Below are 14,961 nucleotides of genomic sequence, written 5' to 3'. Positions count from 1 at the left end.
CGTTGTGCGTGATGGATGTGGGTGATGCGTGATGCGGTGGCTGGGGCCGGTGGCCTCGACCGCCGGCGGGTCAGGACCGGCCGGCCGCCTTCCAGAAGACGTAGTCGGCGGTGTAGGGCACGTAGCGCGTCTCGGGGACGGAGGCGGCGGCGGCGGTGCACTCGGACGCGGCAGGCGTCAGCCCGCCGGTGGTCGCGATGCGCTGGATGTGCGTGGTCGCGGACAACCGGCCATCCGCCGGACCGTTGGGGTCCGGCGTGGCGCGCAGCAGCAGCCAGGGGATCGCGGTCGGCGAGACGACGGCCCGGTCGACGACGGCACCGACGACGGAGCTGTCGTCGCGGGCGATCCACCTCGGGCCGGGCTTGTGGTCGGCGAGCGCTTTGCCGTTGTCGTCGTAGACGACGGCGTCCGGCCCGTCGAAGCGCCAGCCGTAGCCGGTCTCTGTGGCGACGCAGGTGTGGACCTGCCAGCCGACCGCGTGGCCGACGAGGTAGGGCTTGAAGTCCCCGACGACGTCGATCGTCGACGGGACCTCCGGCCCGGCCGGCCCGGCGTGGGCGGGTGCCGCGCCCAGGACGACCGGGGCCGCGGCCAGCGCGGCGACAGTGGCGAGGACGGCCCGACGCAGGGGCGCGGGCCGGTGGGAAAGGGCGGGCGGAAAGGACATCAGGCTTCTCCGGTGGTCTCGTGGACCTCGTCGCAGGGCAGGCCTGCGAGGGCCATGGCGGTGCGGACGTGGTCCGCGGAGTCGGCCTCGTAGAGCAGGAAGCAGGTCTCGTCGTGGGGGACGAAGAAAGAGCGCACCAGACGCACCGCCCGGCCGGACCCGGTCAGGGTCTCGGCGGCCAGCCGGGCCCGCTCGCCGTCGGCGGCCGCGGCCTGGGTCTCGGTGTGTGAGCGGTACAGCTCGACGAGGAACTCGGTCATGTGTCCACCGTGCGGGCCGGCGCCGCGCGGCGAAACTACGGAAACCCTGAGTGTTAGGTCGCCGACCCCTGGCCGGGACCCTCTGGTGCCCGGGGCGTGGCGAGCCGGCCGGCGAGCTGGGAGCGCGACCGGATGCCCAGCTTTGCGTAGGTGTTGCGGAGGTGGAACTCCACCGTGTTGACCGTCACGACCAGGCTGGCGGCGATCTGCTTGTTGGCCATCCCCTGCGCGGCCAGCTCGGCCACCCGCAGCTCGGTCGCGGTCAGCTCCCCGGCCTCGGCCGGCTTGCGGGCGCCCACCCGGGAGAGCTCCTCCCGCGCGTCAGCCGACCACCCGGTGGACCCGAGCTCGTCGAACGCGGCGGCCGCGGTCTCCAGAGTCTCCCGCGCGGCACCCCACTGACGGGCCCGGCGCAGGGCCCGGCCCAGGGAGAGCAGGGTGCGCGCGGCGTCGTACGGCAGGCCCAGCGCGCCCAGTCCGTCGGCCGCCTCGAGCAGGTCGGCGGTCGCCGAGTCGTCCACCGTGCCGGACGAGAGCCGCACCGTCGCCGCGGCCCGCTGCGCGGTGACCCGCGCCCAGGGGTGGTCCTGCGCGTCGGCGAGCGCCTCGAGCCGGTCGGTGACCTCGACGGCGGTGTCCACGTCGCCGGTCTCGACCAGCGCCTCGACCAGGTCGGGGGCGACGGGGAAGACGCCGGGGTCGGCGATGCCGTGCGCCCGGCAGTGCTCCCACACCGGGAGCAGGTCGGGCACGGCCGACGCGGAGTCGTGCCGGAGCAGCGCCACCGAGGCGCGGGCGCGCTGCGCCTCGAACCGGTCCCACCGCACGCCCGTCGCGTCGGCGCGGGCGATCGCCTCGTCGGCCCAGCGCAGCGCCTCGTCGGCCGAGCCGACCCCGGCCGCGGCCAGCGCCCGGCACCGCTCGTACATCGGCCAGTGCAGGAGCCGGCTGTCCAGGGAGTCGGCCCACTCGTCGAGCAGCTCCTCGGCGGCCAGCCAGCGGCCGACCCGCAGCTCGAGCTCGCAGACGTGCAGCCGCTGCATCGCGTAGGCCCACGGCGCCCCCTGCTCGTCCGCGGAGCGCAGCATCGGGGTCAGGACCGCCCGGGCCTGCTCGACCTCGCCCCGCCAGACCAGCCGCTGGCCGGAGATGCGGTCCGGCGTCCAGGTGTGGACCCACCCCGCGGCGTCACGGGGGTCGGTCGGGATGTCCACCCGCTGCCCCTGCAGCGCCTGGGTCCACGCCAGCGCGTGCCGCGCCATCATCCGGTGCTCCGCCCGGTCCAGCTCGGCGGCAACACCCAGCAGCGCCAGCTCGTGCGCCTGGGGGACCCTCTCCAGCCGGACGACCGCCTGGTTGTCGACCATCCGGGCCAGGACCGGCGCCCGCAGCACTGGGTCGTCGCCCCCGGCGGCGAGCGCGCGGTCGAGATGCCCGCGGACGTCGTCGCTGTGCTCGATGTCACCGCTCGCCAGGAGAAGGTGGCCGCGCACCTGCTGCGCCGGTGTCCACGACGGCGCGAGCGAGTCCGCGACCAGCGTGGTCATCTCCGTCTTGTCACCGACGATCCGCAGGCTGTCCGCGAGGTCGAGGACCCGGTCCGGGTGCTCCGGCGAGCTGGTCGGGGTGAGCCGCAGGGCGTGCCCGGCGAGGACGGCCGCCTCACGCGTGGCGCCGCGGGCGCCGGCGCGGGCCGCGGCCGAGGCGACGATCGCGGACTTGTCGCCGTCGGGGTCCCGCGACCCGAGGGCCACGTGAACGGCGCACTGCTGCTGGTCGCCGAGGACCTCCGCCAGCTCCAGGTGCAGGGCGTCGACCTGCTCCTCGGTGGCCAGCGACCGGGCCGCGGCGGCGAGCAGCGGGTGCGCCGGGCGCACCCGGTCGCGCTCGACGACCACCACCCCCGACTCCACCGCGCCGCCCAGCACGTCGTCGCCCACCAGCCGGCCGAGGTCCTCGGCCCGCAGGTCGCCGTCGAGGGCCAGGGCGAGGACCAGCCGCCGCACCTCCGGGGGCCGTGCGGACAAGCGGGTGCCGAGCAGCTCCTCGATGTCACGGGGGACCGGCAGGTGGTCCCCGGTCGCCTGCTGCTCCACGATCGTGCGGCCGACGGCGAGCGCGAACAGCGGGTTGCCCTGGGTCAGCTCGTGGACCCGGCGCAGGTCGTGGCGGGACAGGCGCAGGTCGAGCCGCTGCGCGAGCAGGGCCCGGACGGCACCCAGGCTCTGCGGGCCGACCTGGACGTGGGCCAGCCCGTCCGGCAGCAGGCCGCTCTGCCAGTCGGGCACCGGCCCGGCGCGTCGTGCGTGCAGCACCCGGATCGGCGCCGTTCCCGGTCGGCGCAGCGCGAACGCGAGGACCTCCGCCGACCCGGCGTCGATCCACTGCGCGTCGTCGAGCGCGACGAGGAGCCCGCCGTCCTCGGCCATCGCGCGCAGCGCGCCGAGCAGGCCCAGCCCGATGGCGTGGACGTTGGCCGGCTCGTCGCCCGGGTCGGCCCGCAGCAGCGCGACCTCCAGCGCCCGCCGCTGCGGCAGCGGCAGGCCGCCGAGGTCGTCGAGCGACACCTCGTCGAAGAGGTCGACCACCGCCGAGAAGCACAGGGCGGTCTCGGCGCCGCTCGACCGAGCCGTCATGACCCGCATGCCGTGCTTGCGGGCGAGCGTCACGCCCGCCTCCCACAGCGTCGTCTTGCCGACGCCGGGGACCCCGTCGAGGAGGAGCACCCGGGTGCCGGGTCCGCTGTCGGTGACGAAGCCGGCGATCCGCGCGAGCTCGTCGGTGCGCCCGACGACGTCCGGCACCACGTCGCCCCAGGCGGGCTGCTCGGTGCGGGCGGCGGATGCGGACATGTCCCCTCGGCCTCGGCTCGGGCGGCTGGTCTGGCTAGAGCAAGGCCCCGGACGCCCAGCGCAGGAGCGGGACGAGGACCGGGGCCGCGATGGTCAGCATGCCGAGCACGACGAGCGCGGCCACCAGGCGCAGGGGCGCCGAGGGCTTGCCGCGGTGGTCGCGCAGGGCGGGGAGCACGCCTGCGAGCCTATGCCGCGGGCCCCACCCCGTCAGCCGAGAACAGGAGGAACTGGCTCACCTGACCGGCGGTGAAGTTGTTGTCGCTGACCAGCAGCAGCGCCCGGCTCCCGTCCGGCAGCCGCGGCCCGAGCGTCATGCCCTCGATGTTGTCGAGCGTGAGCCCCTCGCTCCCGGCGACCGCGTCGAGATCGAGGACCGGTGTCTTGCTCGCTTCGCGGACCGGTGCGGCGAGGTCGAGGTCGGCGACCCCGGAGACGTCGTCGGCACCCGCGAGGGCGTACCGGTAGAGCTTGATGGTGTTGCCGGCGCCTACCGAGAACGACCGCTCCATCGCCAGGCCGAACCGCCGGTTGAAGGGCAGCAGCTCGACGAGTCCGTTGACGGTGAACGCCCCGGCCGGTACCGGCGCCTCGGCGACCCGGTCGTCCCGGTACACGTACTCGCCCTGCACGTCACCGGTCGTCAGCTCGATGTCGAGCAGCCGGGACGCGCTGGTGGTGGTGAGGGTGCTCGCCGGACCGTCCTGGACGAGCGCGTTCTCGAAGCCGGTGAGCAGGTGGCGGCCGTCGGGCGTGACGGCGGCGCTCTCCAGGCCGAGGTTCTGCCGGACGCCGGTGGTGGCGCCGTCCGGCGTGACGTACGGCGGCAGCGCGACCTCCCGAATCTGACGGCCGGCCAGGGTGAACTCGCGCACGAAGGGAGCCACGAGTCGCGCCGCCGTGGTCGACGTCGCCGGGACGGCGAACCCTTCGGAGGTGACGATCAGGGTGCCCTGCGCCGTCAGTGTCAGCCCCTCGGGGTCGACCGTCCCGCCCTGCAGCGGCACGCCGGTCGCGTCGGTGAGCACGGTGACGTCGACGACCTGCACGTCGCCGGCGTCCAGCGCGCCGTCGGAGGTGTCGACGGCGAGCGTGTAGAAGCGGACCGGTCCCTGGCCCAGGTTGGGCTGGGCATCCGACAGGGCGTAGTAGCGGTCCCGCGCGACGTCGTACGTGATGCTCGACAGCCCGCCCACGACGGTGCCCTCGAAGGTGAGGCCGGCGGCCAGCGTCGACTCACCGGCGTAGGCCAGGTGCGGCTGGCGGGCCCGGTCGGACACCGCAGCGGCCGGCGTCCCGGCCACGGCGGGCGCGAGGAGGGCGGCGACGGCGAGCGCGGCGGCGGCGGAGCGGGGCGGCAGGGTCCTCGAGGTCATCCCGCGACCCTCTCAACCAGGGCGAACCCGGGCAAGAGGTCCGGGGTGGTGCTCGGTCGACGTGGCTAGGTGACCTCTTCCATCCCGGGCGGGAGGTGCCCGGTCGACCGGTGGTAGTAGCCGGCGGCCTTGCGGGTGGCGAGCATCCGGGCCAGCCCCATCGCGGCGCCGCTCGCCACCGCGAAGGGGACCGCCTCCCGCCACCTGGTCCCCGGTGCGGCCGGGTTGGCCGGTGGGTTGTCGCCGGTGAGCGCACGCCAGCCGCGCACCATGAGCTTGCGCGCCGCGATGCCGGCGAGGACCGCGGAGGCGGTGCCGAGCACCCGCCAGCCGATCGAGGGGTTCGCTGCCACGTGCCTACCCTGCCCGACCCGGCGGCCGATGATGCCTGCAGTTCCCCCGCGGACCTGCCGATGTCGCGTCTAACCTGGCGGAAACGTCCCGATCGCCCGTGGTCGTGGCGTTCGTCGCCTTCCACCTCCGCCCCGCCCGCGTGCCTCCTGAGGACCGCACACCGGCATGAAGGGACCGCCCCGTGCCGAGGCTGCCGCTGCTGCTGGCCGGCGTCCTGACCCTGACCACCCTCTCCGCCGCGCCGGTGACGGCCGCCGCGGTCGGCCCCGACGGCGCCGGGCGGCCGGCCCCCGCTACCGCCCGCGGCCCGTTCGCAGTCGGCCGTGACCACCTCGCCGGCCGCGCTGCCGCGCTCGGGCTGGCCCGGGACTCGGGCCTGCGCGCGCTGCGCCGCACGCCGGCAGCCGGCGGGCAGGACATCGTGCGCTTCCAGCAGACCCTCGACGGGCTGCCGGTCATCGGCGCCCAGCTGGTGACCACGGTGCGCGGCGAGCGGGTGCTGTCCGTCGCCGGCGAGGCCTCGTCGTGGCTCGCGTCAGCGACCTTCGGGCGTACGGCCAGCAGTGCTGCACGGACCGCCCGCGCGGTGACGGCACGAGCCCACGACCTGGCGCTGCGCAGCCTGCGCGCCGACCGGCCGGGCCGGTGGCTCTACGACGCCTCCCTGCTGCAGCCCGGCGGCGACCCGGGCGCCCGGGCGGTGTGGCGGGTCGAGGTGACCTCGACCGCCCGACCCGACGTGCGCGAGCTGGTGCTGGTCGATGCCGGGACCGGGTCCGTGCTGCTCCAGGTCGACCAGGTCGCCGAGCTGGACCGGGTGGTGTGCGACGCGGCGCTGGTGCCGTCCGCCGACTACGTGTGCAAGGCCGGCCGCTACGACCGGGTCGAGGGGCAGCCCGCGACCGGCGTCGCCGACGTGGACCAGGCCTTCGACAACACCGGGGCGACCGCGGGCTGGTTCGCGACCAGGCTCGGCGTGGACCTGACGGCGCTGATCGGCTACGACCGTGGCGACGGGCGCAAGGTGCGGTCGACCACCCGCTACTGCCTGGCCGAGGGGTGCCCGTTCGACAACGCCGCGTGGACCGGTGACCAGATGGTCTACGGCACCGGCTTCGCCGCAGCCGACGACGTGGTCGCCCACGAGCTCGGCCACGGCGTCAGCCAGAACACCGCGGGACTCATCTACTGGTTCCAGTCCGGTGCCATCAACGAGTCGATGTCCGACGTCATCGGCGAGCTGGTCGACCTGGCCGACGGGACCGGAAACGACGCTCCGGAGGTCCGGTGGCTGCTGGGCGAGGACCTCTCGCCGCGGGCCGGGGGCGTCGCCCGCGACATGGCCGACCCCACGGCGTTCGGCCAGCCCGACCACACGGCCAGCACCCTCTACGACTTCGCCCCCGACTACGACGACAACGGCGGGGTGCACACCAACAGCGGCGTGCCGAACAAGACCGCCTATCTCGTCGTGGACGGCACGGCCGGCGAGCCGGGCGGGGCCTTCAACGGCGTGGCCTTCCCGGGCATCGGCCCCGACAAGGCGGCGCTCCTCTACTGGACCGCGCTCCAGTCGCTGACCCCGGCGGCCGACTTCGGCGACCTGGCAGCCGTCCTCCAGCAGTCCTGCACCAACCTCGCGGCGACCGGGGCGGCGGGCATCGTCGCCGCCGACTGCGCCTCGGTGCAGGGCGCGGTCACGGCCACCGGCCTCACCCGCTGGGCCGGGCCGTCGGTCCCGCGCTCGGTGTCGATGACGCCGGGCGTCCGGTCGGTGCGGCTGAGCTGGGACGCCCCGGGGACCGCCGGCTCGTCGCCGGTCAGCTCCTACGCGGTGCACATCCACCCGTCGGTCAAGGGTCAGGACTTCGCGCCGATCGAGCCGTCGGCCCGGCAGGTCGACCTGCAGGGGCTGGCGTCCGGGACGACGTACACCGTGGGGCTGGTGGCCGTCACCGCGGACGGCACCTCGCCGGCCGTCCTGCGGACCTTCGGCGGTACGTCGCTGCGGGTGCGCTGGCCCGAGTCGGTCCTCTACGGCAGCACCCTGCGGCTGCGGGGCTCGCTGGTCGGCGCCGGCGGCTCGCAGGTCGCCGGGCGCACCGTCCGACTCCTCCACCGGAGCGGGAGCAGCGGCCGGTGGGAGACGGTGGTCAAGGACCGCACCGGCTCCTCCGGCGGCTTCACGCTGCCCGAGTCGTCCCCGTCCCGGCGGACGGGGTCCTACGCGGTCGTGTTCGGTGGCGGCGGCGCCCTGATGGGGGTGCGCACACCGGCGCACCGGCTGCCGGTGCGCCAGCAGGTGACCCTCGCGGTCGACCGCACCGTGCGGGTGGGGGAGACGGCGGTCTTCCGCGGCGAGGTGCGCCCGGCCCGCTCGGGCACCGTCACCCTGCAGCGACGCCGGGCCGACGGCGGCTGGCGGGCGGTCGACCGGGCCCGGCTGGCCGCGAGCGGCTACGAGCTGTCCGCGCGGATGCCCAGCCGGCGGCCGTCGGCCTGGCGGGTCGTGGTGGGCGCGCGCCCGGGCGCCGACCTGGCGGCCGGCACCAGCCGGGTGGTGACGCTGCGGACGCCGTGACCGAGTGACCTGAGTCACGTCGACTCAACTTTCTTGCACCTGACGATGCCGGGCTGCATACTTGAGCCCTACCGACTCAACCCGGGTCGGGATCACGCACCCGTTCGACAGGTGGAGGAACAGCAGCCATGGCACGTGCGGTCGGTATCGACCTCGGGACCACCAACTCGGTGGTCTCCGTCCTGGAGGGTGGCGAGCCCACCGTCATCGCCAACGCCGAGGGCCAGCGCACGACGCCCTCCGTGGTGGCCTTCGCCAAGAACGGCGAGGTGCTCGTCGGCGAGGTGGCCAAGCGGCAGGCGGTGACCAACGTCGACCGCACGATCCGCTCGGTCAAGCGCCACATGGGCACCGACTGGGCCGTCGACGTCGACGGCAAGAAGTACACCGCGCAGGAGATCTCCGCGCGGGTGCTGATGAAGCTCAAGCGCGACGCCGAGTCCTACCTCGGCGAGACCATCACCGACGCCGTCATCACGGTGCCGGCGTACTTCGAGGACGCCCAGCGCCAGGCCACCAAGGAGGCCGGTGAGATCGCCGGGCTCAACGTCCTGCGCATCGTCAACGAGCCGACCGCGGCCGCGCTGGCCTACGGGCTCGACAAGGGCGAGAAGGACCAGACGATCCTGGTGTTCGACCTCGGTGGCGGCACGTTCGACGTGTCCCTGCTCGAGATCGGCGAGGGCGTCGTCGAGGTCAAGGCCACCAGCGGCGACAACCACCTCGGCGGCGACGACTGGGACCAGCGCGTCGTCGACCACCTGGTCAAGCAGTTCCAGAACGGCCACGGGGTGGACCTGTCCAAGGACAAGATGGCGCTCCAGCGCCTCCGCGAGGCGGCCGAGAAGGCCAAGATCGAGCTGTCGTCGTCGACCGAGACGACGATCAACCTGCCCTACGTCACCGCCTCCGACGCCGGGCCGCTGCACCTGGACGAGAAGCTCACCCGGGCCCAGTTCCAGCAGATGACCTCGGACCTGCTCGACCGCACGAAGGCGCCGTTCCAGTCGGTGCTGCGCGACGCCGGCATCGCCGTCTCCTCGATCGACCACGTGGTGCTCGTCGGCGGCTCGACCCGCATGCCCGCCGTGGTCGACCTGGTCAAGGAGCTGACCGGCGGCAAGGAGCCCAACAAGGGCGTCAACCCCGACGAGGTCGTCGCGATCGGCGCCAGCCTGCAGGCCGGCGTGCTCAAGGGCGAGGTCAAGGACGTCCTGCTGCTCGACGTCACCCCGCTGTCCCTCGGCATCGAGACCAAGGGCGGCGTCATGACCAAGCTGATCGAGCGCAACACGACGATCCCGACCAAGCGCTCGGAGATCTTCACCACGGCCGACGACAACCAGCCCTCGGTGCAGATCCAGGTCTACCAGGGCGAGCGGGAGATGGCGGCCTACAACAAGAAGCTCGGGATGTTCGAGCTGACCGGCCTGCCGCCGGCGCCTCGGGGCGTGCCGCAGATCGAGGTCGGCTTCGACATCGACGCCAACGGCATCGTCCACGTCAACGCCAAGGACCTCGGCACCGGCAAGGAGCAGTCGATGACGATCACCGGCGGCTCGGCGCTGCCGAAGGACGACATCGAGCGGATGATGAAGGACGCCGAGGCGCACGCCGAGGAGGACAAGCGCCGCCGCGAGGAGGCCGAGGTCCGCAACACCGGTGACCAGCTCGTCTACCAGACCGAGAAGTTCCTGGCCGACAACGCCGACAAGTTCGCCGAGGGCGACGCGGCGGCCACCAAGGCCGAGGTCGAGGACGCCGTGGGAGAGCTGAAGAAGGCGCTCGAGGACACCTCCGAGTCCGGGGTGCCCGCGATCAAGGACGCCACCGACAAGGTCGCGCAGGTGTCGCAGAAGCTCGGCGCCGCGCTCTACGCCGAGCAGGCGGCTGCCGGCGCACCGGCCGGCGAGCCCGGCGCCTCCACCACCGGCGACCAGCCCGGTGACGAGGACGTCGTGGACGCCGAGATCGTCGACGAGGACGACAAGCGGTGACCGATCCGCGCGAGCAGGCGCCCGAGGAGGGCCCGGTCATCCGGGACAAGCGCCGCCTCGACCCCGAGACCGGGCAGCTGCGGGAGCCGGCGGCGCAGGCCGTCGCTCCCCCGGCCCCCGCGGGTCCCGGACACGGGCCGGGCGCCGCCGAGGGCCTCGAGGAGGGCGCGCCGGCCGACGACACCGACGACACCGACGACACGGACGGCACCGCGCAGCAGCTGGCCGAGCGCACGGCCGACCTGCAGCGGGTGCAGGCCGAGTACACCAACTACCGCCGCCGGGTCGACCGTGACCGCGAGCTCGTCCGGGAGGCCGCGGTGGCCAACGTGCTCACCAACCTTCTGCCGGTCCTGGACGACATCGGCCGGGCTCGCGAGCACGGCGAGCTCGAGGGCGGCTTCAAGTCGGTCGGCGAGGCGCTCGAGCAGACCGTCGAGCGGCTCGGCCTGGTGCGCTTCGGCGTCGCGGGCGACCCGTTCGACCCGACCGTGCACGAGGCGCTCACCCACGCGCACTCCGCGGAGGTGGCGGAGCCGACCTGCGTCGAGGTCTTCCAGCCCGGATACCGGCTCGGCGACCGGGTGGTCCGGCCGGCCCGGGTCGCGGTCGCCGACCCGGAGCAGTAGCCACGACCAGCACGACCAGCACGACCAGCACGACCAGCACGACCAGCACGAGAGGACCGAGGGGAGGGACGCCGGGTGAGCACGCGAGACTTCCTCGAGAAGGACTACTACAAGACGCTCGGCGTCCCCAAGGATGCGAAGGCCGACGAGATCAAGAAGGCCTACCGCAAGCTCGCCCGGCAGTACCACCCCGACGCCAACAAGGGCGACACGGCGGCCGAGGACCGGTTCAAGGAGATCTCCGAGGCCTACGACGTCCTCTCCGACACCAAGCGGCGCGCGGAGTACGACGAGGCGCGCACCCTCTTCGGGTCCGGCGGCGGGTTCCGGGCGCCCGGGGGCGGCACCGGCGGGGCCGGTGTGCCCTTCGACATCGGTGACGTGTTCGGCGGCGGCGCCGGCGGGCTCGGCGACGTGCTCGGCGGGCTGTTCGGCAACCGCACGGGCGGCACTCGCACGGCGCCGCGGCGCGGGGCCGACGTCGAGTCGACGGTGACGCTGTCGTTCGACGACGCGGTGCGCGGGGTGACCCTGCCGTTGCGCATGGCCAGCGAGCACGCCTGCCCGACCTGCCGGGGCACCGGCGGGCGCGACGGGGCGCTGCCGACGTCGTGCCCGGTGTGCCACGGCACCGGGCAGACCAGCCGCAACCAAGGCGGGTTCGCCTTCGCCGAGCCGTGTCGCGAGTGCCGCGGCCGCGGGCTGGTCGTCGACGACCCGTGCCCGGACTGCCGCGGGAGCGGCCGCGCCATGGGCCAGCGAACGCTGACCGTGCGCATCCCGGCCGGGGTCAAGGACGGCCAGCGGATCCGGCTCAAGGGCAAGGGCGGTCCGGGAGAGCGTGGCGGCCCGGCCGGCGACCTGTTCGTGGTCGTCCAGGTCACGCCGCACCGGCTCTTCGGCCGCAGCGGCGACAACCTCACGCTGACCGTCCCGGTGTCCTTCGCCGAGGCGGCTCTCGGGGCCGAGGTCACGGTCCCCACGCTCGACGGCGGGCCGGTGACGCTGCGCCTGCCCAGCGGCACCGCCAACGGGCGCACCTTCCGGGTGCGCGGCAAGGGCGCCGCGCGAAAGGACGGGACCCGTGGTGACCTCCTCGTCACGGTCCAGGTGGCCGTACCCACCAAGCTCGCGCCCGAGGCTCGCTCGGCGGTCGAGGCGTTCCGGGATGCGACCGCCGGGGAGGACCCGCGCGCCGGCCTCCTCGACGGCAGCCGGCCGGGAGGCTGACATGCCCTTCACCGCCGGCCGGGACGGGGCCTGGGAGAGCGACGAGCACACCCCGGTCTTCGTCATCTCGGTGGCCGCCGAGCTCAGCGGGCTGCACGCTCAGACCCTCCGGCAGTACGACCGGCTCGGTCTGGTCTCGCCCGGCCGCACTCCGGGCGGGGGCCGCCGATACTCGCGGCACGACATCGCCGTGCTGCGCGAGGTGGTGCGGCTGAGCTCCCTCGGCATCGGCCTCGAGGGCGTGCGCCAGGTGCTCGGGCTGGAGAACCAGGTACGGGCCCTGCAGGCCCGGGTCCGCGAGCTGCAGGCCGAGCTCGAGCAGGCGCGCGCCGACCACCGCCGCACCGCGCTCGTCGTGTGGCGCCCCCAGCACCCCGACCGCACCTGACGCACGAAGGAAGCACCCCGATGGACGTCACCCAGCCGACCCAGAAGGCCGCCGAGGCGGTCGCCGCCGCGTCCCGGCGCGCCCTGCGCGACGGCAACCCGGCACTCGAGCCGGAGCACCTGCTCTGGGCCCTCGTGCAGGACGACACCGGCCTGCCGGTGGCCGTCCTCGAGTCGCTCGGGCTGCAGCGCGCGGTCGTGCGCGACGACGCCGAGAAGGCCGTCGCCAGCCTGCCGCGCGCCAGCGGCTCGTCGGTGTCGGCGCCTGCCGAGTCGGCGGGGTGGAAGCGCGTCCTGGCGGCGGCCGTCGAGGAGGCGACCCGGCGCGGTGACTCGCACGTCTCCACCGACGTGCTGCTCGTGGCGCTGGTCGCGGCCGGCGGCCGGGCGGCCGAGCTGCTGACCGACCGCGGGGTCACCGAGTCGGCCGTGACCGCGGCGGTCGACGAGGTCCGTGGCGGCTCGAGGGTCAGCTCGGCGGACCCCGAGTCGACGTTCGAGGCGCTCGAGAGGTACGGCGTCGACCTCACCGCCCGGGCCCGCGAAGGGGCGCTCGACCCGGTGATCGGCCGCGACGACGAGATCCGCCGGGTGGTGCAGGTGCTGTCCCGGCGCACCAAGAACAACCCGGTGCTCATCGGCGAGCCCGGCGTCGGCAAGACGGCGGTCGTCGAGGGGCTCGCCCAGCGGATCGTCGCGGGCGACGTACCGGACTCCCTGCGGGACAAGCGGCTGGTCGGGCTCGACCTCGGCGCGATGGTCGCTGGCGCCAAGTACCGCGGCGAGTTCGAGGAGCGGCTGCGCGCCGTCCTCGACGAGATCAAGAGCAGCGACGGCCAGGTCGTCACCTTCATCGACGAGATGCACACCGTCGTCGGCGCCGGCGCGACCGGCGAGGGCGCGATGGACGCGTCCAACATGCTCAAGCCGATGCTGGCCCGCGGCGAGCTGCGGATGGTCGGGGCGACGACCCTCGACGAGTTCCGCGAGCACGTCGAGAAGGACCCGGCCCTGGAGCGGCGCTTCCAGCCGGTGCTGGTCGGCGAGCCGTCGGTCGAGGACACCATCGCGATCCTGCGCGGGCTCAAGGACCGCTACCAGGCGCACCACAAGGTCGACATCAGCGACGCTGCCCTGGTCGCGGCGGCGACGCTGTCCGACCGCTACATCACCTCGCGCTTCCTGCCGGACAAGGCGATCGACCTGGTCGACGAGGCGGCCTCCCGGCTTCGGATGGAGATCGACTCCCGGCCGGTCGAGATCGACGTCCTGCAGCGGCAGGTCGACCGGCTGCTGATGGAGGAGCTGGCCCTCGCCCGCGAGGACGACCCGGCCACCCAGGAGCGGCTGGTCGCGCTGCGCCAGGACCTCGCCGACAAGCAGGAGGAGCTGGCCGCGCTCACCTCGCGGTGGGAGGCGGAGAAGGCCGGGCTCAACCGGGTCGGCGAGCTCAACTCCCGGCTCGACGAGCTGCGCAACCAGGCCGCGCTGGCGCAGTCCAGCGGCGACTTCGAGGCGGCGTCGCGGCTGCTCTACGCCGAGATCCCGGCGCTGGAGCTCGAGCTCGAGGAGGCGCGCGCCGCCAGCGAGAGCCGCGAGGCCATGGTCAAGGAGGAGGTCGGGCCCGACGACGTCGCCGAGGTCGTCGGGGCGTGGACCGGCATCCCGGCCGGCCGGCTGCTCGAGGGCGAGACCGAGAAGCTGCTGCGGATGGAGTCCGAGCTCGGCCGCCGGCTCGTCGGCCAGAGCCGTGCCGTCCGAGCGGTCTCCGACGCGGTGCGGCGCGCCCGGGCCGGCATCTCCGACCCGGACCGCCCGACCGGCTCGTTCCTCTTCCTGGGCCCGACCGGCGTCGGCAAGACCGAGCTGGCGAAGGCGCTGGCCGACTTCCTGTTCGACGACGAGCGCGCCATGGTGCGCATCGACATGAGCGAGTACGGCGAGAAGCACTCGGTCGCCCGACTGGTCGGTGCCCCTCCCGGCTACGTCGGCTACGAGGAGGGCGGGCAGCTGACCGAGTCAGTGCGCCGGCGGCCGTACACGGTGGTGCTGCTCGACGAGGTCGAGAAGGCCCACCCCGAGGTCTTCGACGTCCTGCTGCAGGTGCTCGACGACGGCCGGCTCACCGACGGCCAGGGCCGCACGGTCGATTTCCGCAACACGATCCTGGTGCTGACGTCCAACCTGGGCTCGGCCCACCTGGTCGACCCCACGCTGTCCGACGAGACCCGCACCGAGATGGTCCTTGCCACGGTGCGCGACTCGTTCAAGCCGGAGTTCCTCAACCGGCTGGACGAGATCGTCGTCTTCGACGCGCTCACCACCGACGACCTGGCCCGCATCGTCGACCTCCAGGTCGAGGCGCTGCGCCGACGGCTGGTGGCCCGCCGCCTCGACCTCGAGGTGTCGGAGGCGGCCCGTGGATGGCTGGCCGCCACCGGCTTCGACCCGGTCTACGGCGCCCGCCCGCTGCGCCGCCTGGTGCAGTCGGCCGTCGGCGACCCGCTCGCCCGTGCCCTGCTCGCCGGCGAGGTCCGCGACGGCGACACGGTCCGGGTCGACCTGTCCGCAGACGGCTCCGGGCTGACCGTGGCCCTCTCCGAGGCCTGAGCCCCGAGGGCCGCA

12 protein-coding genes are annotated in these 14,961 nt (G+C 74.3%); 6 read left to right on the top strand and 6 right to left on the bottom strand.

Annotated elements, in window-relative coordinates; genetic code table 11:
* Positions 1 to 70 precede the first annotated feature (70 nt).
* The 6 genes from VK640_13820 to VK640_13795 form a co-directional block, all read right to left on the bottom strand.
* A complete protein-coding gene (locus VK640_13820; protein HTE74260.1) occupies positions 71 to 670 on the bottom strand; it encodes a DUF3455 domain-containing protein in 600 nt (199 codons plus the stop codon).
* Positions 670 to 930, bottom strand: coding sequence for a nickel-binding protein (locus tag VK640_13815; GenBank protein HTE74259.1), 261 nt, complete (start codon positions 928 to 930; stop codon positions 670 to 672). Before VK640_13815 ends, VK640_13820 begins: the two co-directional genes overlap by 1 nt.
* A gap of 53 nt (positions 931 to 983) precedes the next feature.
* Positions 984 to 3,782: a LuxR family transcriptional regulator gene (locus tag VK640_13810; protein ID HTE74258.1), complete on the bottom strand. Its 2,799-nt coding sequence runs from the start codon at positions 3,780 to 3,782 to the stop codon at positions 984 to 986.
* A gap of 34 nt (positions 3,783 to 3,816) precedes the next feature.
* Positions 3,817 to 3,960: a hypothetical protein gene (locus tag VK640_13805; GenBank protein HTE74257.1), complete on the bottom strand. Its 144-nt coding sequence runs from the start codon at positions 3,958 to 3,960 to the stop codon at positions 3,817 to 3,819.
* Between the two features lie 10 nt (positions 3,961 to 3,970).
* Complete coding sequence (locus VK640_13800) at positions 3,971 to 5,158, bottom strand: esterase-like activity of phytase family protein (GenBank protein HTE74256.1); 1,188 nt, start codon at positions 5,156 to 5,158, stop codon at positions 3,971 to 3,973.
* A 65-nt stretch (positions 5,159 to 5,223) separates the two neighbouring features.
* On the bottom strand, positions 5,224 to 5,511 hold the full coding sequence (locus tag VK640_13795; protein HTE74255.1) for a DUF4235 domain-containing protein: 288 nt from the start codon (positions 5,509 to 5,511) through the stop codon (positions 5,224 to 5,226).
* 182 nt (positions 5,512 to 5,693) lie between these two features.
* Here VK640_13795 and VK640_13790 point away from each other — a divergent pair, with 182 nt between their 5' ends.
* The 6 genes from VK640_13790 (at position 5,694) to clpB (ending at position 14,946) form a co-directional block, all read left to right on the top strand.
* Positions 5,694 to 8,093 (top strand): M4 family metallopeptidase, encoded by a 2,400-nt coding sequence (locus VK640_13790; GenBank protein ID HTE74254.1) that lies wholly within the window; start codon positions 5,694 to 5,696, stop codon positions 8,091 to 8,093.
* Positions 8,094 to 8,221: 128 nt separating this feature from the next.
* Positions 8,222 to 10,090: a molecular chaperone DnaK gene (dnaK, locus tag VK640_13785; protein ID HTE74253.1), complete on the top strand. Its 1,869-nt coding sequence runs from the start codon at positions 8,222 to 8,224 to the stop codon at positions 10,088 to 10,090.
* Positions 10,087 to 10,719, top strand: coding sequence for a nucleotide exchange factor GrpE (grpE, locus tag VK640_13780; protein ID HTE74252.1), 633 nt, complete (start codon positions 10,087 to 10,089; stop codon positions 10,717 to 10,719). The genes dnaK and grpE overlap by 4 nt, the downstream gene beginning before the upstream one ends.
* Before the next feature lie 75 nt (positions 10,720 to 10,794).
* On the top strand, positions 10,795 to 11,949 hold the full coding sequence (gene dnaJ, locus VK640_13775) for a molecular chaperone DnaJ (protein ID HTE74251.1): 1,155 nt from the start codon (positions 10,795 to 10,797) through the stop codon (positions 11,947 to 11,949).
* 1 nt (position 11,950) lies between these two features.
* Positions 11,951 to 12,337: a helix-turn-helix transcriptional regulator gene (locus tag VK640_13770; GenBank protein HTE74250.1), complete on the top strand. Its 387-nt coding sequence runs from the start codon at positions 11,951 to 11,953 to the stop codon at positions 12,335 to 12,337.
* A gap of 20 nt (positions 12,338 to 12,357) precedes the next feature.
* Positions 12,358 to 14,946, top strand: a complete 2,589-nt coding sequence (clpB, locus tag VK640_13765; protein ID HTE74249.1) for an ATP-dependent chaperone ClpB — start codon at positions 12,358 to 12,360, stop codon at positions 14,944 to 14,946.
* Positions 14,947 to 14,961: the final 15 nt, after the last annotated feature.

The organism is Actinomycetes bacterium, assembly GCA_035489715.1.
In the GTDB taxonomy this organism is placed as follows: domain Bacteria; phylum Actinomycetota; class Actinomycetes; order JACCUZ01; family JACCUZ01; genus DATHAP01.
Note: the sequence above shows the minus strand (reverse complement) of the source record. Positions and strands in the feature narration are given on the sequence as shown.